The sequence below is a fragment of the Sphingomonas sp. PP-CE-1G-424 genome (assembly GCF_004341085.1).
Classification (GTDB): domain Bacteria; phylum Pseudomonadota; class Alphaproteobacteria; order Sphingomonadales; family Sphingomonadaceae; genus Sphingomonas.
This window is the reverse complement of sequence record NZ_SLXW01000006.1, coordinates 12,045-34,431: the sequence shown is the minus strand read 5'-3', so window position 1 is coordinate 34,431 and position 22,387 is coordinate 12,045. Positions and strand designations below refer to the sequence as shown.

The window sequence follows — 22,387 nt, the reverse complement described above, 5'->3', positions numbered from 1 at the left end:
CCTGTCAGACGTCCGGTTTCAACACCGTTACCCGCAGCGTGGCGTCCGGCGACCACTCCAACCGGGTAACCCTAATTGAATCTGTTAGGTCTGACGCTGATACCCGCCGGTACCACTTTTATTCGCAATTCACTAGGGAGGTGACGGTTCACAACGTCTTGGCTCGCCATGGATTGTGCATTTGCCGGCTAATTTTAACGCAGAATGGCGCCTGCGACACTTTACCATCGGGCAAAGTGTCGCAGGCGACAGAAGCGATATCATCGGAGGAACAGGGATTCACGAGTTTCTTGTTTTGTGCTTTACCTGTTCCATGATTCAAGCTGATCTGTTCCCAATCGACAAAGGCGAACCAGTTTCAGGTACGTCGAAGACGAAGGTCACCGCGCCAAGCGACATGCCGTCCGTTATCGAAAGGCTGGCAAACTTATCCAGCCGCCCCCGTTACGCGTTTATGGTCTTGAACTTGATAGCACGCGCTGCCGGCGAAAGCGGCGAAGCCGGGCCTTACGTCGTCGAGGAGGGTAAGGCGGTGCGTCTCCGCGATTGGCTATGCGATGCACTATCGCCAATGGCACAACGCGATCCTCGTCGGATCGCACTTATGGGGCGGGTACGGGGAGAGTTAGAGGCGCAGGGAGCCTTACCTCGGGACGCCAAAAGTGCCGCAGACGCCGTCGAACTGGCGGTCCGGTTGCGCGTCCGGGCTTCCGGACGTTGCAATGTCAGTCGGGCTGTATCCGAGCTGGTACGCGCTGGTCTGATCCGTAGGCACTATCAGGGTTGGCGGGTAGATCATCAAAACCGCGGAGCGCAGCGAGAGGCGGTCTACGCGCTGACCCCCGAAGCCCTGCGCTCGTTACGCAATTGCTGTTGAGACACGAGCGAAAATCTAATTTTTGCCGGCTAGAGGGCACCCGGGTCTCGAATGCCTGGAATGGATCGACCCTTTTCTCCGCCCATTCCTCCTCGCCGAGAGTAATTCGGCCGTAGGGTTTGCCAATTATTTGCGCGGGCGGCTTCGATCCGTTCTGCTACGTCGAGCACGTTATCATCATCAAGTTGCGTATAACGCGACGCCGCAAACCGCCGGAAACGCCCAAAATTTGGTGGCAGATGACCAGCTTTGTATTTTCAAATTCGGGCGTCTTCAAATGGCTAACCGCTGTACTCGGTAGCTTTTTCTCTGTTCAAAAGGGGGGCTCGCCTTCGGTGTGCTACGCCGTGAAGGCGTCGTCGCTCCGTACGGTATGGTTTCGGGTTAATATGCGATCGCCACTTCGGTATCACCCTGATTATGTCAGTCGAAAAACTCTCGCCCCGTGAGAAGGAATGTCTGCGCCTGCTGCTGCAGGCGATGCGACCCAAGGACATTGCGCGTGCGACAGGGTTATCCCTTCATACGATCAACGGTCATCTTAAATCCGCGCGTCGCAAGCTGGGCACGAACGACAGCCTGACAGCGGCACGTATATTCGGCGCGCATGAGGCCCCCCCAAAAATTGGGGGGACCAGCCTTTCGGGGTCGCCGCCACCGCTCCAAGCAGTGGAGGGTAATTGTACCGAAACGACAACCGAGGCAGGGACTAGGAGCCCACGGTCGACCTATCCCTTTTCAACTAGGGAGAGGCCCCGGAACAGTCTGAGCGTGCGGTGGCGTCTTCTCTGGCCAATCCTCTTGCTGGGCCTTGTTGCCCTGGGAGCGGGAATGCTCGTCTCGGGCGCTGCGTCACTTTCGATGGTGTTCCTAGCCCTGCACGGGTGAGCTTCGGCATGCACGTCAACGCCTTTGTGGGCTCAGGAAAGATCGCGTCATGTCCTTCATCGAAATGCGCCGCCACCAAATCGAGCGGCATCGCCTAGCCGAGGAGATCACGGGTCTTCTCAACGTCTTCGAGCATGATCTGGGTCGTGCCCTGACCAGCGGATCATTGCTGCTTGGGTTCATACCCACAGCGCGAAGTACGGCCAATGTCTCAGCAACGATAGGGCAGGGAGCAATTGACCAATTCGTGACGTCATTGGGCCTTATCTCGCAAGCCATGAGTTCTGCCGTTGAGGGGCATCACAGGCTCGACGAGGCTCGCCGGACCCTGCGGGTTCCAGTTCTTGCAGGAGGTGACAAAGATCCGATACCGTCTGCACAGGTCGGTACCATTGCGGTGGAAAACGCGAACTCAGGGGGCAAATAATGGATCCCACCAGCCGCTCAACGGAGATCTGCGCTGCTACGCATACTTCTCTTCAACATGTTCTACGCCGGGACAGGCGTGTTCGCCCTCTGGAAGGGGGGAGCACCCGAACGTATCGCGGTAATCGTGCTTGCCGCAGATTTCGAACTCAGTCACTGGTTTCTCAAGCCGTTCGTCGATCGGTATTCCGGTGTCGAATGGTCCGTGTTCGCGACAGACACGATCGCCTTCCTCGGTTTGTATATCCTGTCATTGCTGACGACACGATACTGGCCAATCTGGATGGCGGCCGTGCAGGGATGCGTGGCCATGTCTCATCTGACCGGATTGCGCGCGGATGTCATTCCGACGGTGTACGGCAATTTCGTTGTTGTCTGGAGTTATGTCCTACTGATCATTCTGGTTGTGGCCACGATACGTCATCGCACACGTCTGGCTCGCGATCAGAACGACCCGGCGTGGTCTTGGCACAGCGCTGGAATCCAAGCTCAGTCGGAGTCGTGTGATGACCGCGCGCCTTCTCAATATGCCGCAACCTCGGTCGGTAACGCCGACCCTGGATAGCTCAACCGCCTGTCCGGCGCTCGATCCTGCCATGTTTGCCAAGAAACTTTACGACGACCGACGACGACGGGAGGCATTCTTCGGATCCGACATGTTTTCAGAGCCTGGCTGGGACATATTACTGGATCTTAGAGCGCAGTTCGACGCTGCGCGTATCCCTGCAAGCCTTGCGGTTTGCGTTGCAGCCCCAATTTCTACGGGCGTCAGGCATCTGCGCGCTTTAGAAGAGCTCGATTTCGTCGAGCGGTGGAAAGATCCTCAGGATTCTCGGCGACGCTTGTCGAGGCTTACGAAGCACGGATTGCTTGTGATGGATCGTTATCTTCGTTCGATATCACCCTGACGCTGAAATCAGGATCTGATGTCTAGGCCCGTAGTATCTTGGTTAATCGTTGAGGGACAGGGACCACCTTACCCTTTCCGCTGTGCAGGACCGAGAATTGCCGACCGACTGAAATACTTAGTTGATGGCGCAGCCATTCTAGTATCTGCGGAAAAGGTAAGGATCAAATAGCAGACCAAGTTCCTCTTGCTTTGTCTGGGTCGATTTTTGCCGATTCAGAGACGGCGTTTGCGATAGCACGTGCCGCAACCCACGGCGTTTTCGATAGCACGAGTCTTGATCGCGGCGGCGTTTGCGATAGCACGAGCGGTGCAGCCACCCTGTCACCGATAGCACGTGATTCAGAGGCACGCTGTCATCGATAGCACGATTCAAGAGCTAGGACGGGTGCGTAACGGACAGTTAACACTTCGACCTGCGACCAGCCGGGCAATCCGTGCGGCGCGGCCTGCCCATCCGGGAAGGTGTAACAGAGACAAGGAAACCGCGCTAAAAGTGAAAAGCCCGACACAAGGCCGGGCTTTTCGGAACGCCCCTAAAGACGACCTCGCACCTCTTATTTAGGGGAGGTTCCCTGACGACGCAATGCCAAAGCGCGATTTCGCGCCACGGTGTCGGCTGCTTGCTCGGTAACCCGAAGGGGAACCCATATGCACCATGCGCATCATCCCGGCAGAGGGCTGCGTCGTTACGACGAGCGTACCGCCATCGCGTCCAACCTAACGGATACGTTTCGCGGGTTGGATAAGACGGTCGGTCCGTCGAACGTACTCTCCGCTCTAAAACGAGCGGCGCCGTACATGGCGATCCCCTTACGAGTGGTAGCGCTTGTCGACCTGTTGTTCGCGTGGACGAAGCCTCAGGATTGGCAAGGCGGCGATACTCTCCCGGTCGTATGGCCTTCGAACGAGCTATTGGGCCAGAAGCTCGGCGTCGGCGTCAGGCAGGTCCAAAAGCTGCTCAATCAGGCCCAGGCGCTCGGACTAGTAAGCTTTCTCGATAGTCCCAATGGCCACCGGGGAGGCCGACGGTCGGAAGGGGGGAAAATCGTTTGGGGATATGGAATCGTTCTCGCGCCGGTGGGAACTCGGTACGCGGAATTCCTGGAGCGCGCAGCGCGAGGCGTTGCCGAGGATCAGGTCATCACCGTGTTACGCAAACGGCTGGCCTCCGCGCGACGAAAGATCAGAGTGATGGCCCAGACGTTGCTTGATGAAGGCTGTGACGCGCCTGAGGCAGAGGAAATTCTCGCCTTGGCGCTTATGGCAACGGATCAGATGCGCGGTGTTCGCGATCCGGGCCTTCTCACGTCGTGTGTCCAGCAAATCGAAGACGCCTCGAATACGCTCGCCCAGCGCCTTGAGACTGTTCTGACGTCCAATCCTAAACCTACCGGTTATATGAAAAGTTCATGCGAGGATGTCCTCCGTGACACTCACTCTACAACTACAAACCACCTTCAACCTGCTAACGCAGGTACCGGTAGGGGCTTAGCGATAGCGAGTAGTAAATCGGTCGAACCGGGTTCCAATGGCGACACGGCAGTCCATGCCGATCTGGATAAGCATGGTGTAACGCCTGGCTTCATAATCGATGTCGCACCAGACCTGTGCCACGACCTGCTGGGTCACGATCGATCCTGGGGCGAGTTAACGGCAATTGCAGAGCGGGCAGCGAATCAGTCGGGAATCAGCCAAAACGCCTTTCATGAAGCTATTCGCGTCATGGGAAGCCGGGGTGCGACAGCCTCCGTCATCGCAACTATTCAGAAATACCGTGCAGGTGAGGTCCGACGCCCCGGCGCGTATCTTCGTGGGATGACAGCGAAGGCGATGATGGGCGAGCTGAATCTCAGCCGAACTTTGCATGGATTGAAGGATTCCAGTCGCTTAACCGCGATGAAAGGGCTTGCAGCAGAGTCCGGAGCAACTGCGGTCGGCACCCTGATCTCGGGGCTCGTCAGTCGAACGATCCGGACCTGATGATACCAGCGGTCGTGTTTCGGCAAAGTCGCGACGGTGTTTGCGATAGCACGTGCTGTGGGGAAACTTGCCTGAGCCTTTGAGCCTTGATCGGACCGGTAGGCTCCTCAGTTGACGGAATCCACGTGCTATCGCAAACGCCGTGACCGTAATCCAATGCCATCGTCGCAAATTGAAGGTATGAAGGGCCCCGCAATCGATACAGGCGGGTTGATCATGGCACTGCAGAAACACGGCGAAGTTCAGGGAAGCCTGTTCGGTGTGCTAGACAGTCCGCTGCACGGCAAGGTGCGTGGTGAGCAAAGCATCATGGATTTCCCGCTTTTCTCGCTGGCCAAGCGTCCCCAGATGGATCCGATGACCTTCAAGATGGAGGGAGTCCAGATCGAGCTGAAGCCGAGCGCTAACGGGATTGCCACGATGTGGGACAAAGAGGTCCTGATCTACGTGTTATCCCTGATGTGCCAGCATCTCGCCAAGACGGGCGAAGTGATCAACGTTTTTACGTTCAATGCTCATGATTTCTTCCGCGCTACCGGCGTAGCTCGGCCGTCCAAACGGGATTACGATCGGTTCATCGAGGCGCTCGGGCGTCTGCAGGGAACGCAAATCAGGACCAACATTAAGACGGGCACGATAGGGACCAAGGGATTTTTCTCATGGTTCGCAGAAGCGCAGGCCATGACCCGGGCCATGCCGAATGGTGGCGAGCAGCTCATGCCGGTGCGCGTACAGATTTGTGACTGGCTGGTACGAGCGGTGTCGCGCGATAGCCGCATTTACGACTATCACCATGACTATTTCAGGCTCGGTTCGATCGAAAGGCGGCTTTATGAGCTTGCGCATTGTTACAGCCGCGAAGAATCCGCCGAAGTTTCCCTTGAAATCCTCGCTGCAAAAATCGGCTCTACCGCCCCCCTGAGAGCGCTCAAGATGCAGCTGAAGAAAATCGCTGCAGAGGATCGACTGCCCGATTATAGCATTGTCATCCGTGAGATCGTTCCAGACGCACCGACGTTAGATAAGATCGGCCGCAAGACGTCAAAGACTGAAACTATCGTGATCATGAAGCCACGTGAGAAGCCGTGCGATGTAAGGTTCAGTATTACTCAATAAGTAACAGGCTTTGAGACACCGGTAAGTGCGCCGTATTAGAACGACTCTGTGGTCTTCCTGAGGACCTTGCTAAATATCTACGGCTATATCTAGATTCAGACTAAAAATCGTGAATATGTGAATGAATCGTACCTAGAAAAATCTGCAAGCCTTAAGCAAGTTGGCTAGTCGTGCAAGGGTGGTGTATTTTACATTTCTACTGCGCATTACCTTTATCCGTTGCCAGCCTTCGTCCCGTCCTGTTCGCGGAACACTCGATTTTAAGAAACTCATCGCATTGCTTGGCGGATCACATTCTTTTTTTATGGTCAGTACGCAGTATGCTGGCAACCGGTCCTTCTTTGCGCAGATCACTGCAAAGCATGATCATTGGCACAATTGTTCAAGAGGCACGTTGCCCTTGCATGCAAGATGGAAGCGATTGCCCTACAGAAGGAGGGCGTCAGCGATCATAAACCTGGCGCAGGTAAAGCACTTAAGGCGCCGTGGGCTGCCGCCAAAGGTTGTCGGTTAAGAAATAGTTCAGGCATTAATTATCCGCCAGTATAAACTTACCGTTTATGATCCTCACGAAAAACACCGTCGATAATAAGTAAATCCGGCTATCGCGATGTATGCATTCGGTGAGCGCCCTCAAGGTTGGCGCAGATGGTGCTACGAGCCGTGGAGCCTGGTTTCGTCGATGATGTATCGGAGGTTCTCGATACCTTCATCAGTGAAGGCGGACGCCAGGGCCCAATCCTCGTCGCCGAAATCGTCGTCGATGACCTGGATGGCGCCATCCTCGGGAAACATGCTGATGGCCGCGTCGGAGACGGTGTCCTCGGTCTCGCCCAACAGTCTGGCAGCGTGTCGCAGGGTGTAGACGCGGCTTGTCACAGGCACGGCTAGGCGGCTTGCGCGACGGGTTCGGGACGCTGCTGTCGAGCTTTCCACTCCCACGGCAACAGCTCGTGAAGCCGTGTCTGCGGATGGTCGGAGATCTGCGCGATGACGTCGCGGAGCCAGGCATGCGGATCGACGTCGTTGAGGCGGCAGGTCTGGATCAACGTATACATGGCGGCCGCACGGTCACCGCCGCGGTCCGAGCCGCAAAAGGTCCAGTTCCGGCGCCCGACCGCGACGGTTCTCACCCGGCGTTCCGCGGCATTGTTGGTCATGCGGATCCTGCCGTCAGACACGAAGCGGGCAAAGCTGCCCCAGCGTGACAGCATGTAGTTGATGGCCTTGGCCAGATCGCCCTTGCGCGACAGGCGACCATATTTCTGGCGCAGGAACTGCTCAAGGTCGGCGACGAGCGGGGCGACGTAGACCTGCCGCGCGGCGAGCCGTTCGCTTGCGTTCCGACCCCAGATCACGCGCTCGGCCGCGAAGATTGCATCCATGCGGGTGACGATGTCGACCGCGAGCGGCGTCCGGCTCAGGCGGGCTTCCTTGAAGAACGGGCGACGGGCGTGTGCCCAGCACGCTGCCTCCAGGATAGGCCCTGGTTTGCGACCTGCAGCGTAGAGCGCGTCATAGCCGCTATAGGCGTCCGCCTGCAGGATGCCGGCATACCGGGCAAGCTGCCGCTGCGGATGGGCGCCTGTGCGGTCGCGGGTGTAGTAATAGCAAACGGCGGGCGGGTCGGTGCCGCCAAAGGGGCGGTCGTCGCGAACGGATGCCCATATCCTGCCGGTGACGGTCTTGCCGGTTGCCATGACCGGCACAGTCGTATCGTCATGGTGGATGCGCTCGCCGGCGAGGATGTGCGCCTCGATGAGATCGACCAGGCCGCGCAGCAGGACGGCGCCGTGCCCGACATAGTCGGCAAGCGTCGACACGCTGATGCTCATGCCTTCGGCGGCATAGGTCTCGCTCTGGCGGTTGAGCGGCTGATGCAGGCCAAACTTGTTGAACAGGACCATCGCCAGCAGGTTGGGGCCAGCGGATGCACGCGGAATGGGGTGGAAGGGCGCTGGCGGCTGCGTGATGGTTTCGCAGGCCTTGCAGATGAACTTCTCGCGGACCGTCTGCACGACGATCCACTGGCGGGGAACGACCTCACGGCTTTCCGTGATGGTCTCGCCAATCTTCCTCAGCTCCGCACCGTGGCAGCATGGGCAGCTCTCTGGGGCGGGTACGACGACACGGTGGCGGGGAAGGTCGGCAGATAGCGGAGCGCGGGTCGGCTTCTTGCCAGTGAACGGCACCACGGGAACGCCGGCTACACTGGCTTTGGCGACCGCTATCTCAGCGGCGAGCTCATCCTCGGTTGCGGTAGTGACAACGTCCTCGAGTTGCATCTCGAGCTGGTCGAGCAACTGCCTGTGCCGCTCGGACGACTGCCCCCATTTGTCCTGACGTGCCTTGGCGATGCGCAGCTTGAGGTCTTCGATGATGGCGTGTGCATCGGCGACCTGAGCCTGGGCGATGGCGGCAAGTGCCTCGGCCTCGAGTAGAGCTACGCGGGCAATGAGGACGGTGTGGCGCTCGGCAATCAGCAGCGCTTTGAGCGCTTCGACATCATCGGGAAGGGCCTCGGCGCCGGTATCCATCGAGGCTCATTTTACAGCAGAAAACCGCCGATTTGTCGAGGCGCTTGATGCCAAAAGCCTAGGAAAACTGGGCGTTTCAGCCCGCTAATTCGGGCCTGAACGTGTATTGTGGATTTCGCCAGTCGATGCCTTCCAGCAGGAAGCCGAGTTGCCCCGCCGAGATTGAAATGACGCCGTCAGATGTCGCTGGCCAGGTGAACCGACCGCGCTCCAGTCGTTTTGCGTAGAGCGACATTCCGAGCCCATCGTGCCACAGGATCTTCAGCAGATCGCCGCGGCGGCCTCTGAAAACATAGAGGTCGCCGACATGCGGGTTGTGTCCGAAACCCTGCTGGATCTGCATCGCCAGCGACGACATGCCCTTGCGCATGTCCGTCTTGCCGGTGGCTATCCAGACCGGGCCCCGCCCGGAACAGGGATCATGCTTTGAGCTCGCGCAACACCGCCACCAGCAAGCTCGCAGACACGCCGCCAGCCGCACGGATGGTCACACCGCGGAGCTCGATGACCAGCATGTCCGACGCACCGTGGTCGATCTCGGGCGGATCCGCATGAATGGCCACGGGCGCAAAACCGGTCGGCTGCGCAAGCTTGCTGCACAGGTTGCGCCGCCAACGGTAGATCGACGAGGGCGAGATATCGGCAGCGCGCGCGATGGCGGCAACCGACGCGCCAGGCGCAATTGCAGCCTCCCCCAGGGCAAGCTTGCGCTCGTCGCTCCAATGGCGACGCCGCTCAACGCTGGACAGTACAGTGATCTGGGTCATCGCCACGTTTCTAGCCACGGTGCAAACCACGGTGCTTGCACTGTGGCTAACATCTCAGCTCAGACCGTCACCCGCCAGATGCCCCTCACCGGATGCAGACATCGCGATCTCCGTAATGTCGAAAACTCCGATCTGACACTGCCAAGTCGACAAAATCAGATGCCGATACCGAATATCTCTTGACGTTCTTTCGACTTCTTCAGTTCGTTCAGACGGCGCAAGACTGTGATCAATACCGGGTGTAGGCTACGTAACGAAACCCGGGTTTCGGAACGAGCGCCGGCGATCCCGGTGTCGTGCTCAGTCGAGACCAATTTGTGATGATGTCCGTCACATAGGTCTGTGTTTCGGAGATGCGAGGAACCAGCCCCCCCCGGATGCGACTTGGCCCTGCATTGTACGCGGCAAGAGCAAGGTTGACTTGCCCAAATCGATCGAGCTGCTGACGAAGATAACGGGCGCCGCCACGCATGTTCTGAAGCGGATCATATCGATTGACGCCGAGGCCAACCGCAGTTCCTGGCATCAGCTGGGCAAGGCCGTAGGCGTTAGCGGTCGAGGTTGCGATTGGGTTGTACCCGCTCTCGCGGATAATCATCGCATCGAACAACCCTGTCGGAATGTCATGCTCACAGGCGACCGCGCTCATCATGCCATAATACATCGCGCGGCGTGCCTCTGCGCGGCGCGCTAGAAAACCCGACGGACGATAGGTCAGCGGTCTGCAGCCCGGCCTTAACGGCACCGGCTGAATGACGATCCCGCCACGAAGCCAGTTTGGAACCTGGATCGAAGAAAACGCTGCGACGCCCGGTGGCTCACGCCGCACGACGGGAACGCCGGGCGAGATCTCTGCGGCTTCAGCCATCTCCTGCTGCATCCTGAACTGCACGTAACGTCGACTGAGATCATGGACCTGGAAACCGTCAGGCAGTGGCGTTGCCCCGTCCGCTACGGCCGATGCTGAGACGTCGGGCGAAGAACCAGGGTCGGAGATCGGCAGGCTCCCGGTCATCGAGATCAGCTGCACCTTGCGGAACGCCGATCCCTTTGGCGAAGCAACGGCTTGCGAGCCAACGACCAGACCGACGCATAGGCCAGCAACAGCGAGTGGATAACGCACGGAAAACCCCCAGACGACGTGATATCCAAGAGTTGAGATCAAGAGGTTTGTGCTTGTCAAGACCATCGGGCCTGACGAAACTGACCAAAATCAGCGCCTAAAGGTCACCCGAACATGTGGTTGATTCACCGCGATACCGATGGAAACAGCCGGGATCGGATCCCACTACCGGCACCGCTCCATGAGGCGCTGGTGCGCTGGTATGTCGGCGAAGGCTCGTTCCACGACGAACAGGCCGGCGTCACGCTCGTTCAGAATGCCCGAATTGGTCATCGCTGGATCGCCTGCGGATGTCTGGGACCGGGAATGGCCCCGCCCATACTGACGCCGGCATACCTCTCCGAGGCCGAAACCTACTATTTGCGCCGGTTGACCAGCACCAAGCGGCCGGAGCACCGCACCGATTGCCCTTTCTTCCGCGACCAGGCCACCAATCGCATCACGGAAGTCAGGTCCCACAACACCCCGACCGATCCACCTTCAGGCTTTTTCGAGGTCTTGCGACCAGCGCCGGAGAAGCTCGCACAGCGGCCTGAGGACGACAGTCTCGACGATCGGACCCGCAACGCCTCGACCCCGCGGCTCGCGCGCCTCCTATGGCGCCTGCTCGACAGCGCCGGCTGCAATACGATTGCCCCGTTGGGTATGGGCTACGAATGGTCGATCAGGGAAGAGTTTGCATCGCTCGGCCGTGCGGCCGCCAAGATCGAGATCGCGCCGGGCGTCGAGCTGGCCAGAGCATTCTGGACACACGCGCGCCCTCTCGAGACGAACACGGTCTATGGCACACTACGCGCACTGGCGCCGAAGTGGCCCAAGACGCATGCTCCGCAAGGCTTCGTGGCGCTCTATGCAAAGACGATCAAAGGCAATGAAATCCATGTACCTGACGGTGAACCGGTCAACATCGCGACGCGCGTCCAATCGCCCTCGATTCGGGGTAACCACATCAGCGGACCGTACATCGTCCTTGTCGTCGCTGGCGAATATCCCGAGGCGCGCGGTTATGCGCCCCTGCGCGCCTATGCGCAGCCGATCTACAACGGACGTATGTTCGTGCCTGTCGAGTCCGACTTCGAGCGCAAGGCGCTACGCGCGATCCTCGATACCCAGCGCGTGTTGCATGCCCGGGGTGTAGACATGGCCATCAGCAAGCCGCTCTTCGATTCAATGACACCAAACGGGCCTTGCCGGCCGGACTTCGTCCTGGAGGCGAGGTCGCGAATGACGGGGGAATTGCGGACGGTGGTGGTGGAGGCGATGGGATTTGACAGCGACGAGTACGAAGCTACCAAGGCGGTGACGCACCCTCGCATGGCGGTCCTGGGTGATCTCGTGACGCTAGATAGGTCCGAAATGGATCAGAGCTCTGCGTCTATCAAACTGCTTCAAGCTCTGGATATTTGAGCGATCAGCTCCAAGTCATTGTCGCAGCGAAATAACTAACAATCCCAAGCGTTACCGGTGTCGACAGCAGATACAGCTTTTGCCAGCGCAACCATGCTTTTGGCATGAAAAGCACGGCGCCACGACCAGTTCGAACATCTTCCCAAGCCTTGTCCCGGTACAAACCGTGGACCGTCACGGAGACTGACATAGCCATGGCGATCGCGCAGCACATAGCCGCTGCCAAATAAATGGCGATCCAGTTGGCAATCTCGACCTGCGAGAACTGGTTCATCGACACCTCGAATGAAAAAGGGTGCGTTCGACAAAGTTGCGCAGAATGAATCTAGTTCCAAGAGCAGCTTAGCGGCGAGATTTTAGCAGCTGGTAAATGAGACAGTGCGCAACATAGTCCGTCAAAAAATTGGAGTGGAGGGGGAGGGTAAAAAAGGGTCGCGGAAAGCGGCCTTAACCTTCCACCCCAGGGCAGCCGGTACAGGCAGCCTTAAGCACGAGGCCTGTAGCCATGACCAAGTACGTCCTTTTCATAAGGGACCGCGGCGCCAAGGACGTCCTGGATTTCCATCCGAGCGAGATGTCCGCCAAAAAGGCTCTGGCCGCCTCTGTGACGAAGAAGACAGGGCGCGACCTGCCCTCTGACCCGGAAGCGGCTGTCGAGGAGATCGCTAGGTACTTCAATCGTGACAAGACCTTCTACGCGATCGCCGGCGTCCCCGCCGGTGCGCGCTAAGGGGTATGGGATATGGCTATCATCGCCAATCGACCATCCCAGCACCTCGTCAATTTGGTCGGCGCGCTTGGCGGCACCTGGCACGGGAACAGCGCGATGTGTCGGTGCCCCGCGCATACCGACGGTACGCCCAGTCTCTCGATTAGGCAGGGTGACCACGGCCTGCTGGTGACCTGCTTTGCTGGGTGCGACGCCCGCGACATCCTGCGTGAACTGGACCGGATACCGATCGGGCGGCGGTATGAACCGCCTGTTCCGGCCCAGGCAAAGGGTACGGCTAATATCGACCGGCTGTGGAACGAGGCGGTTAGTGTCTCCGGTAGCCTGGCGGAGCGCTACCTCGCCTCGCGGGGACTGTTGCCGGTGCCGACCGACGTCCGCTTCCACCCGCGTTGTCCGCTGGGTCCCAAACCCATGACTGTCTTCAAGCCGGCACTGCTGATCGGGGTCCGCGAAGCGCAGCGCCTGGTCGCCTTTCAGCGCATCTTCCTGAAGCCCGATGGAAGCTATTCTCAGAAGGCGACGCTCGGCACGCTTGGTACCGGGGCATGGCGGGGCGGTGGCCTTAGTGCGACCATTGGCCTGGCCGAAGGATTCGAGACGGCGCGGGCCTGGTCCCGGATTCGCGGACTACCTTGCTGGGCAACGCTCGGCTCGCGCCGGCTCGATCTCGTGACGATCCCTGACAGCGTTACAAAGCTGATCCTCGCGGGCGATAATGATCTCGCCGGACGCCGTGCGGTCGCGCGAAGCATTGCCCGCTTCGCATCCGACAGTCGTGTCATCAAGGTTGAATACCCGGTGGGCTCCAAGGACTGGGCCGAGGCGCTCGAGGCGCTCGAGGCGCTCGAGGCGGCAGAGAGGGGAGGGGGAGGGAGGCGGTGAGCTGTCGGATTGGCAGCGCAACCTGAGGGAACCTGCCATGTTCGATTTGCTCGATCTTCCGCCCGTCACCGATCACAGTGCCGCGGCAAGCATTGCCGGGTTGCTTGCATCGGGCACGCCGATCGCCCGCCGCGATCTGAACGAGGCGATGACAGCGGCCTTTGGCGGCTCGGACGCCGACGGACATTGGACGCAGCGTGACAGCTTCGAGATGCTCGAACACGGTATTGCGCTCCATCTTGCGTCGCGGCCGTACAAGCTCACTGGCATGTCGGACGTGGCACAGGCGTCGGCGATCATGACGATGCTGCCGACCCAGACGGTGCGCAGCGAGGAACAGATCGACCTCCAGCAATTCTCGACGCCGGTCGATATCGCGGCGATCGCGGTGGTGATGGCCGCGATCGGTCCGCACGACATCGTCCTCGAACCCAGCGCCGGCAACGGCTTGCTGATCGTTCAGGCACCGGCGTGCGCCAGCCTGCAGCTAAACGAAATCGACACGAAACGCCGCGACCGCCTCGCCGGCATTTTCCCCGATGCGATCGTAACTAGTCAAGACGGCGCGGCGCTAGTCAGTCTGCACGCACGACTGCCGAAGCCGACCGTAGTGCTGATGAATCCGCCCTTCTCGCGCAGCGTCGGTCGCGGCGCCGACGATCTTGCTGCCCTTCGCCATCTCCAGGCAGCGATCCGCCGGGTCGCAAAGGGCGGCCGGGTGGTAGCGATCATGCCCGACTGGTTCGCGCCAAGCGCACGGCTGAAAGCGGCCTATGAGGCGGTGCTGACCGGCTGCACGGTTCGCACCTCGCTGCGGCTTGAGCATTGCTACCGCAAGCACGGCATCGATATCGCGGTGCGACTTTACGTCATCGACAAGGTGGCAGGCGGCACCTCGCACACTGTCATCCAGCGCAATTCGGTCGCGGGTTTCCTCGACGCCGTGACCGTCCCGCCGCGGGCCTCGCTGGTGGCTGATACCCCGATAGCGGCACTGCCGGTGCCCAAACCCAGCCTGTTCGGCGCGGCGCGGCAAGCCAAGGCTACGGTTGCTCGCACCTATCATGCACCGGTCCGCAACAACGTACTGCCGGTCAGCTACAAAACGCTAGCTACGGCCGCACCTCTGGCCGACCAAGTTGGTTGCTACCTGCCCTACCGGCCAAGCCGGATCGTGTTCGATGTCGCCGGCGACCACCCGACCGCGCTGGTGGAATCGGTCGCGATGGGTTCGATACCAGCACCCATTCCGACGCACATTGCCCACCTTCCGGAGCGCACGGTGACGGAGCGGATGCTGTCCTCATCGCAGCTCGAGACCGTGGTCTATGCGGGCGATGCTTGGGGTCAGCTGCTCCTCGGGTCGTTCAAGCCTTCCAAGGAAGGCGTCGGGCTCACCATCGATCCCGAGGGCAGCCGTTACCGGAAGGGCTTCTTTCTGGGCGACGGTACTGGGGCGGGCAAGGGCCGACAGGTCGCAGCGTGCATCCTCGATAACTGGCTACAGGGTCGTCGCCGGCATATATGGATGTCGAAGAACGAACCGCTGCTCGAAGACGCGCGTCGCGACTGGACCGCGCTCGGTGGGATGTCCGGGGACGTACAGCCGGTCTCAAACTGGAAGATCGACCAGCCGATCAAACTGAACGAGGGTGTGCTCTTCGTCACCTACCCGACGCTGCGCTCGATGCGTTCCGACCATAGCCGCCTGCAGCAGATCCTCGATTGGGCAGGTTCCGATTTCGACGGGGTCATCGCCTTCGACGAGGCGCACGAGATGGGCGGCGTCGCCGGTGGCGAGGGTGCCATGGGAAAGAAGGAAGGTTCGCAGCAGGGCATCTGCGGTGTGCTGCTTCAGAACAACCTGCCAGGTGCCCGCGTCCTCTACGCCTCGGCAACCGGCGCATCCGATGTGAACAACCTCGCCTACGCGGTGCGGCTTGGCCTGTGGGGACCCGACACCGCGTTCGCCGACCGCGAGGCGTTCATTGCCGAAATTCGCAAGGGCGGGATCGCAGCGATGGAACTGGTGGCGCGCGACCTGAAGGCGCTCGGTCTCTATACCTCGCGCGCGCTGAGCTTCGCCGGCGTCGAGTACGACGTGCTGCGGCACGCACTGACGCCGGCGCAGATCGAGATCTACGACACCTATGCCAAGGCCTGGAGCGTCATTCATCAGAACATGGAAGAGGCGCTGGAACTGACCGGCGTCGTCGACGGGTTCGAAAAGACGACGCTCAACAGCGGTGCCAAGGCCTCGGCACGCTCGCGGCTGGAATCGACCAAGCAGCGCTTCTTCGGGCAGGTCCTGCTCTCGATGAAGCTGCCGACGGTCATCGCCGCGGTCGAACAGCATCTGAAGGCTGACCAGTCGGTGGTGCTGCAGCTGGTCACGACCGCGGAGGCGATCCTCGATCGTCGCCTGGCCCAGATGTCGGCCGACGAGCGTGCGGATCCCACGATAGATTTGTCACCGACCGAGTATATTGCGGACTATCTGATGCGGGCGTTCCCGACGCGGCAGATGCAGACCTATACGGACGACACCGGCACCGCGCGCTCGGCGCCGATGAGCGATGAGTTCGGCAATCCCGTCCATAATCCCGACGCGCTCGCCGCCCGAGACCAGATGCTCGAGCACATCTGCGCGCTGCCTCCGATCAAATCCGCTCTCGACGCGCTGATCGAGCATTTCGGCACCGACATGGTGGCCGAGGTGACGGTGCGCTCGCGGCGTCTCGTACCGACGTCGGACGGTCGCCAGAAGATCGAGACCCGCTCGGGGCGGTCCTCCCAGGTTGAGGCCGCGGCGTTCATGGCCGGCACGAAGCGGGTGCTGGCGTTCTCTGATGCTGGCGGCACCGGGCGCTCGTACCATGCCAGCCTCGATGCGAAGAACCAGCAGCAGCGCGCCCACTTCCTGCTCGAACCCGGCTGGCGTGCCGATCGCGCGATCCAGGGGCTTGGTCGCACGCACCGTACCCATCAGGCGACGACACCGCTGTTTCGGCCGGTGACCACCGACTGCAAGGGCGAGCTGCGCTTCACTTCGACGATCGCGCGGCGCCTCGACAGCCTTGGCGCCCTCACGCGCGGCCAGCGGCAGACCGGCGGGCAAAACCTGTTCGATCCAGCCGACAATCTCGAAAGTGAGTATGCCAAGGATGCACTCCTGACATGGTTCGCGCTCCTCGATGGCGGCAAGCTGACCAGCACGACGATGGACGACTTCTGCTCGCGCACCGGCCTCGAGCTGCACGACAATGACGGCGTCCTGAAGGAAGAGCTGCCGCCCATCCAGCGCTGGCTGAACCGTCTGCTTGCGCTGCCGATCGGGCTTCAGAACCTGATCTTCGACGAATTCCTGGCACTCGTCGAAACCCGCGTCGCCGCAGCTCGCGAAGCCGGCACGCTCGATGTCGGCGTCGAGACGATCACCGCGGATACCGCGACGGTCCTCGACGACACGCTGCTGCGCACCGATCCCCTGTCGGGCGCGACCTCGCACCTTCTCACGATCGAGATCACCCGCCGCAAGAATCCCATCTCGCTCGAACGTATCCTCGACCTCGCCAAGTGGCAGGACGACGTCGCGTTCGTGGTCAACGCCCGGTCGGGGCGCGTCGCGCTCCGGACCCGGGCACGGTCGTGGATGGACGACGATGGTCAGCCGATCGCGCGCATCGAACTGCAGCGTCCCTGCCGACGTGAGTATATGCGCGAGGCCCATCTGCTGGAAACGGCATGGGACGTTGTCGACCGGGAGACCTTCGAGGCCAAATGGAGCGCGGAGGTCACCGAGGCGGCGGGTCAGGTCGATACCGAGACGATCCGACTAGCGACCGGCCTGCTGCTGCCGATCTGGTCGGCGCTGCCGTCGGACCATCTCGCGGTGAACCGTATTGCGGACGCCCACGGCAATTCGTGGCTAGGCCGTCTCGTGTTCGACCAGCACGTCGTCCAGCTTTACACCAAGCTCGGGATCGCCAAGACCGCCGATCTGCCGGTCGACGCGATCGCACGTTCCGTTCTCTCAGGGCGCAGCGTCGACGTCGTGCGGCCGTTCCCGATGACGCTCCGGCGCTCGATCGTGAACGGCAACCCGAGGGTGGAGATCGTGGACGCACCCGCCTCGCAGCTGTCTTGGCTGAAATCGCTCGGCTGCTTCACCGAGATCATCGCCTACCGGACCCGCGTCTTCGTGCCGGCAACCGATGCCGAGACGGTGCTCGGCCGCGTCCTGAAAGGGGACCGGTGAGAGGATGTTAGAATCGTACGCCAAGCCTGAGCGCTTTGCAGCACATAGATCGAGTGACGGGTTGCGTGACATGGATCGGCTACGATCGAACAGGACCAGCGATCGTCACGCAAACCCTCGTTTGCGACGCGTCCCGTTTCTCCATGTCCAACGGGCAATTTTGGGAAAACTCATTTGGGAACAGGTTTCGAGAAAGCCGGTCGGTCGTGATGCAGGCGATCGGCTTAAACTGCCCGGCTATCTCGCTGAACCTTCATTTCTGGGAACGCTAAAATTTGTCGATTGTCCGCGACTACATTTCGCTGGACACCAGCATCCACGAGGAGAACGATAGAGGAACGTAGCGCAATCCCTTTCCTGTCAGGGAGTGTGCAAAAGCAGCGGAGACATCCAATTTGAGTTCGTCGACGATCATCGGCATCCCTACCGACGAAAAGGTGTTCGAGAGCAATTGCGTGCCGCTGTTCGCAGGCATCATCAACGATCCGAATGTCAAAATGCTGGGTACGCGCGGCAAGAAGCAATACGGGCTGGACCTGATCGGGCGACGCGATCGGGACCCTGCCCAGCCGGTGGGAATCCAGTGCAAGCTCATCACCCGCGGCGCCAAGCTAAGCGAGAAGATCGTTCGCAACGAGGTTGCGCAGGCCCTAACGATCATCCCGCCGCTTACCGAATTTTATGTCGTCACGACCGCTACCGACGAGCCGGCGCTCGATCTTCTCGCGATCACGCTCGGCCAAGAGCAGGCCAAGGCGGGGCGCAGGATCGATATACAGGTGTGGGGATGGAACACGCTGCAGGATAAGATCCGCGCCGACCCAAGGGCTCTGGCCGTTTTCGATCCGGATTACAGCGCCTCGACCAACAGACTGTTGGCGCTCGGCAACGAGACTGTCGAGGGCCAGTCGCAGCTCTACGCACAGAACGAACGCCTCTTTCAGCACATGGAAGCGATCAGTGCGATCGTCGCGGTCGGGCCTATCGATACGGCGCGAAGCGCATTCGAGCAGCATCTCGACCTTCAGGTCGATCAATATCGCGACCTGATGAATGCGGGGAAGTCGCGGACCGCACTCACGCTGCTCGAAATGCTTGATGGAACTCTGGAGGCGACGAGTTCGGCCGCGATCCGGGCGCGGGTCAAGGCGAACATTGCCCATGCACGCCTGCGGCTCGGTGACGAGACGAGCGGCGCCGGCCTGCTCGCCGAAGCCTATGCGCTTAACCCGGTGGATCCGAAGGTGCGCGCAAACTACATCCTCGCACTCTCGCTGCAGGGAAAGCTCGAAGAAGCATGGCAGTTCGCCGAACAGGTGCTGCGCGATGATCCGACCAATACCGGGGCTGCGGGGCTCGTGTTCCAGGTCGCATCCATGACGGACGAGGCGCACGACCCGCTCATGATCGTGCCCACTGCGCTCCTTGACGATCTCAACGTCAGCATTCATCGCATCAGTTATCTGCGTGCAAAGGATGTGCCGGACAGCTGGTGGCCGCTCGCGGCGGACACGCTGGTGCGCTTCCCAGACGACGGGACCGCGATGCGCATGGCGGGCGACGCGCTCATCGATGAGGCGCTGAGCGACCGTTCGCGCGAGCGTCGCAGCTTTCTGGCAGAGGGACGGCGCAGCAAGCTTATAGCGGGTGCCGCCCTGTTGCAGCGGCACTGGGATACCGTTCGTCTGTACGAAAACGCGACCGACCCTAACTGGATCATGGTCTCTTACAATCTGATCACTGCCTACCGCGCGCTTGGCGAGTTCGATCGCGCCAAGGCCACATCCGATCAGATGCTCGCGCTTGGCAGCAACGATCCCGAGACCTTTCTCACGGCCGCATGGGTGGCGATCGATCAGGATGCGTTTGCCGAGGCCGTACGCCTGCTGCGCAGCGGACCCTGGACCGATGCGGCTACGCTGCCGCTGCTCGTCGCCCTCTCCAACCAGAACGACTGGCCGGACGTCCTTGAGACCGCGACACCCGAACGTCGCGCTACGCTCGCGCCGGCGGACCGCCAGCTGTTCGATACGCTTCTCTTTCGCGCCCGGCACGCTGCCGATCCCGCCTTCGACCTTGCAGAGGCGGTCGATGGGTTGCTTGAGGCGTGGCCGCTCGGCGTCTCGGCGCACATCGCGGTCGCCGATATCTACCGACGAGATAAGCAAGAGGACGCCACTCGGGTCGCCGCGAAGGCGAAGACACTGATCACCGACCAAGCAAGCTATTCCGACCGTGTTATGTTTGCTCAACTCTCGCTGTTTCGCGAAGCCTGGGACGACGTCATCGCGGTGCTCGACGGGCACGTCCGGTTGGACCAACCATCGGACGAACTCGGATGGTTGTCCCTAGCCTTTGCTAATGCAGGCCGAAGCCCGAGGACGGCGCCGTTCTTCAAATCGCTTGGGGTTAGCGTCATCTCTCAGTCTCGCTTCGCCCGCCTAGCAGGCGCGGCCGAACACCACCGTGGAGATCTGCGCGCGGCCGAGCGGTACCTGCGCACCGCGATCACAGCGGATCCAACCGACCTTCGGGCCCTGCTGCTACTCACCAATACACTCATGCGCGCCAATCGCGAGCCCGACGCGATCGATCTAATACGGCAGATCGACGAAGATGCGGTGACGGGCTCGCCGGACGACATGATGCGCCTCGCCCACCATCACCGCCGCAACGGAGATGTCGAGCGCGCGCTTCGTCTTGGGTACACGGTCGCTGCCGGTCACCGCCAAGTCGAGGAGGTGATGGCATCCTATCCCGGGCTGATCTTCCTCGACGAAGCGTTGCCCGCCCCGATTGGGCGTTCCGGCCCGACTCAGCCAGATTTCTGGTTCGACCTTGAGGGTCTCGATGGAACGCGCGACGCCGCTGGCGTGATTGATGCCGCGCCGATCGAGGGGGTGGACAGTTATGCGCCCGACCATCCGCTCGCTGCCGCGCTCGATGGAAAGCAGGTCGGCGACGAGTTTGTGATGCTCGCCGAGATCGGGACCGATCGTCGATATCGGGTTCGGCAGCTCAAACATAAGTACATCTGGCTGCTGCATGACATCATGGCGACCCACGCCGCGCGTTTTCCGGACGCCACCTCGTTGGTCGAGTTGTCGATGAAGGAAGGCGACGTGCAGCCGGTTCTGGACCTGGTGCGGGACTATCAGAAGAAGGACGACATCGTCGTCGACACCTATGCCGACTTCCCGGTGCCGCTCGCGGCCGTGGCCGCGATGTCGCACAAGCATGTTCTCGCGCTGGCGGAGCATCTCAGTGCGAGCGGAAAGAACCTGCGGACGTGCGTCGGCACGCAGGACGAACGTGATGAAGCGATGCAGTTCGTACAGCGCGCCCGGGGTGAGGGTGCTGTGCTAGATACGCTCACGGTATGGCAGCTGCGCGAACTGGGGCATCTCGCCGCAGCCAAGGCCTATTTCGGCCGGCTTTGCATCCCGCGATCAACTTTCGACGAAATCCTTGAGGTTCGCGCCAAGATCGAATCCAATCGCGGCCGCGAGTTCATGACGATGGGCTATGACGGCGACCAAGCGTCGCGCCGGGTCCATACGCTGGAGGAAACCGAAGCGCAGCTCGTGATGGTCAACGGCGTCATTGCCGACCTCGAAGCGCAGTGTGAGATTTTGCCAGTCGATGGATCGGACGACACCCGGCTCGAGCAACTAATGGGTGCCTATGTCGCCCGCAAAATCTTTGATCCTGCCCATCTCGCTGAAAGCCAGGGCCTCATCATCGTTTCCGAAGATTTGAACCTCCGCCAGTTCGCGGCGCAACAGAAGGTGATCGGGGGTGCTTGGCTTCAGGTCGTACTACATGTTCTGGGTTCCGAGGGTGTGGTTTCTGAGAAGGATTATCTGATCGCGGTCGGCATGCTCGGTGCCATGCGGCACGATCATGTCTGGGTTGACGCGAAGATCCTGATCGGAATTCTGACGCTGGATGATCCTCGCGCCTTCGCGCTGTACCAGGCCGCAATCCGCTTCATGGGCGGGCACAAAGCCGAGATGAGATCGCACCTCGGTGTGACGCTCGACCTGATGCGGACTATTTGGCTGACGACGCTACCGAACTGGGAGCAGGGCCGTGCGATCGGCAGCCTTTTAGATCAACTGGCGCGCTCGCGACCAGACGACTGGAAAGTAGTACTTCATCTTATTGATGCGAAGCTCAGGGAACTGGCGGCTCGGGGAGATATCCTCGCCGGCCGGAGCCGAGACTATCTCACCGGCTGGATACGAGGGCACTTCCACGATCTCGATGAGATCCGATCCTACGAGAAGATCATTACTGAAATCCGGACAGCACGTCCTCTACGGAGCGCGCGAAAGCGAAAAGCGAGGCGATTCAGGCCAAGTTAGCGAGGATGTGTTGGTGCAAACCGAACTGAATCGCTGTTGTGATCGTGAAAGGCCCCAAGCTTGCCCAGTTCAGCACCAACGCGGCCGCGATCGGAGCAGCATAGCCTAGCCGCTTT

The 22,387-nt window shown here is 60.6% G+C and carries 15 protein-coding genes; 9 read left to right on the top strand and 6 right to left on the bottom strand.

Features of this window, described 5'->3' with window-relative positions:
* Nucleotides 1-1,814 precede the first annotated feature (1,814 nt).
* The 4 genes from C8J43_RS17525 to C8J43_RS17505 all read left to right on the top strand — a co-directional run bounded on the left by C8J43_RS17525 (nucleotide 1,815) and on the right by C8J43_RS17505 (nucleotide 6,197).
* Complete coding sequence (locus C8J43_RS17525) at nucleotides 1,815-2,192, top strand: hypothetical protein (RefSeq protein ID WP_133032011.1); 378 nt, start codon at nucleotides 1,815-1,817, stop codon at nucleotides 2,190-2,192.
* A gap of 57 nt (nucleotides 2,193-2,249) precedes the next feature.
* Nucleotides 2,250-2,756, top strand: coding sequence for a hypothetical protein (locus C8J43_RS17520; protein WP_133032010.1), 507 nt, complete (start codon nucleotides 2,250-2,252; stop codon nucleotides 2,754-2,756).
* Between the two features lie 993 nt (nucleotides 2,757-3,749).
* Complete coding sequence (repC, locus tag C8J43_RS17510) at nucleotides 3,750-5,081, top strand: plasmid replication protein RepC (protein ID WP_133032008.1); 1,332 nt, start codon at nucleotides 3,750-3,752, stop codon at nucleotides 5,079-5,081.
* A gap of 216 nt (nucleotides 5,082-5,297) precedes the next feature.
* The gene (locus tag C8J43_RS17505) at nucleotides 5,298-6,197 is read left to right on the top strand and encodes a replication initiator protein A (RefSeq protein ID WP_056678516.1); all 900 of its coding nucleotides are present in this window, start codon (nucleotides 5,298-5,300) and stop codon (nucleotides 6,195-6,197) included.
* 654 nt (nucleotides 6,198-6,851) lie between these two features.
* Here the strand turns inward: C8J43_RS17505 and C8J43_RS17500 are convergent.
* The 5 genes from C8J43_RS17500 to C8J43_RS17480 form a co-directional block, all read right to left on the bottom strand.
* A complete protein-coding gene (locus tag C8J43_RS17500) occupies nucleotides 6,852-7,034 on the bottom strand; it encodes a hypothetical protein (protein WP_133032007.1) in 183 nt (60 codons plus the stop codon).
* A gap of 50 nt (nucleotides 7,035-7,084) precedes the next feature.
* Nucleotides 7,085-8,734, bottom strand: coding sequence for an IS66 family transposase (locus tag C8J43_RS17495; RefSeq protein ID WP_133032006.1), 1,650 nt, complete (start codon nucleotides 8,732-8,734; stop codon nucleotides 7,085-7,087).
* Nucleotides 8,735-8,810: 76 nt separating this feature from the next.
* On the bottom strand, nucleotides 8,811-9,104 hold the full coding sequence (gene tnpB, locus C8J43_RS17490) for an IS66 family insertion sequence element accessory protein TnpB (protein ID WP_133032005.1): 294 nt from the start codon (nucleotides 9,102-9,104) through the stop codon (nucleotides 8,811-8,813).
* Between the two features lie 49 nt (nucleotides 9,105-9,153).
* Complete coding sequence (locus C8J43_RS17485) at nucleotides 9,154-9,501, bottom strand: transposase (protein ID WP_133032004.1); 348 nt, start codon at nucleotides 9,499-9,501, stop codon at nucleotides 9,154-9,156.
* Between the two features lie 229 nt (nucleotides 9,502-9,730).
* Nucleotides 9,731-10,624 carry a lytic transglycosylase domain-containing protein gene (locus C8J43_RS17480; RefSeq protein ID WP_243645654.1) on the bottom strand — a complete coding sequence of 298 codons (894 nt, stop codon included), beginning with the start codon at nucleotides 10,622-10,624 and terminating at the stop codon, nucleotides 9,731-9,733.
* Nucleotides 10,625-10,738: 114 nt separating this feature from the next.
* On the opposite strand from C8J43_RS17480, the gene C8J43_RS17475 reads away from it, so the two are divergent.
* A complete protein-coding gene (locus C8J43_RS17475; RefSeq protein ID WP_133032003.1) occupies nucleotides 10,739-12,031 on the top strand; it encodes a hypothetical protein in 1,293 nt (430 codons plus the stop codon).
* A 4-nt stretch (nucleotides 12,032-12,035) separates the two neighbouring features.
* Here C8J43_RS17475 and C8J43_RS17470 read toward each other — a convergent pair whose 3' ends face one another.
* On the bottom strand, nucleotides 12,036-12,305 hold the full coding sequence (locus C8J43_RS17470; RefSeq protein ID WP_133032002.1) for a hypothetical protein: 270 nt from the start codon (nucleotides 12,303-12,305) through the stop codon (nucleotides 12,036-12,038).
* Between the two features lie 231 nt (nucleotides 12,306-12,536).
* Between C8J43_RS17470 and C8J43_RS17465 the strand changes: the two genes are divergently transcribed.
* From C8J43_RS17465 to C8J43_RS17450, 4 genes are all read left to right on the top strand, one after another.
* Nucleotides 12,537-12,761 carry a hypothetical protein gene (locus C8J43_RS17465; RefSeq protein WP_133032001.1) on the top strand — a complete coding sequence of 75 codons (225 nt, stop codon included), beginning with the start codon at nucleotides 12,537-12,539 and terminating at the stop codon, nucleotides 12,759-12,761.
* Between the two features lie 12 nt (nucleotides 12,762-12,773).
* Nucleotides 12,774-13,646, top strand: coding sequence for a toprim domain-containing protein (locus C8J43_RS17460; protein WP_133032000.1), 873 nt, complete (start codon nucleotides 12,774-12,776; stop codon nucleotides 13,644-13,646).
* Nucleotides 13,647-13,683: 37 nt separating this feature from the next.
* On the top strand, nucleotides 13,684-17,904 hold the full coding sequence (locus C8J43_RS17455; protein ID WP_133031999.1) for a strawberry notch family protein: 4,221 nt from the start codon (nucleotides 13,684-13,686) through the stop codon (nucleotides 17,902-17,904).
* 395 nt (nucleotides 17,905-18,299) lie between these two features.
* On the top strand, nucleotides 18,300-22,271 hold the full coding sequence (locus C8J43_RS17450) for a tetratricopeptide repeat protein (RefSeq protein ID WP_133031998.1): 3,972 nt from the start codon (nucleotides 18,300-18,302) through the stop codon (nucleotides 22,269-22,271).
* Nucleotides 22,272-22,387: the final 116 nt, after the last annotated feature.

Coding starts and splice junctions, on each gene's coding strand:
- C8J43_RS17525 (WP_133032011.1), top strand. CDS start 1,815: ATGTCCTTCATCGAAATGCGCCGCCACCAAATCGAGCGGCATCGCCTA.
- C8J43_RS17520 (WP_133032010.1), top strand. CDS start 2,250: ATGTTCTACGCCGGGACAGGCGTGTTCGCCCTCTGGAAGGGGGGAGCA.
- repC (WP_133032008.1), top strand. CDS start 3,750: ATGCACCATGCGCATCATCCCGGCAGAGGGCTGCGTCGTTACGACGAG.
- C8J43_RS17505 (WP_056678516.1), top strand. CDS start 5,298: ATGGCACTGCAGAAACACGGCGAAGTTCAGGGAAGCCTGTTCGGTGTG.
- C8J43_RS17495 (WP_133032006.1), bottom strand. CDS start 8,734: ATGGATACCGGCGCCGAGGCCCTTCCCGATGATGTCGAAGCGCTCAAA.
- tnpB (WP_133032005.1), bottom strand. CDS start 9,104: ATGCGCAAGGGCATGTCGTCGCTGGCGATGCAGATCCAGCAGGGTTTC.
- C8J43_RS17485 (WP_133032004.1), bottom strand. CDS start 9,501: ATGACCCAGATCACTGTACTGTCCAGCGTTGAGCGGCGTCGCCATTGG.
- C8J43_RS17475 (WP_133032003.1), top strand. CDS start 10,739: ATGTGGTTGATTCACCGCGATACCGATGGAAACAGCCGGGATCGGATC.
- C8J43_RS17470 (WP_133032002.1), bottom strand. CDS start 12,305: ATGAACCAGTTCTCGCAGGTCGAGATTGCCAACTGGATCGCCATTTAT.
- C8J43_RS17465 (WP_133032001.1), top strand. CDS start 12,537: ATGACCAAGTACGTCCTTTTCATAAGGGACCGCGGCGCCAAGGACGTC.
- C8J43_RS17460 (WP_133032000.1), top strand. CDS start 12,774: ATGGCTATCATCGCCAATCGACCATCCCAGCACCTCGTCAATTTGGTC.
- C8J43_RS17455 (WP_133031999.1), top strand. CDS start 13,684: ATGTTCGATTTGCTCGATCTTCCGCCCGTCACCGATCACAGTGCCGCG.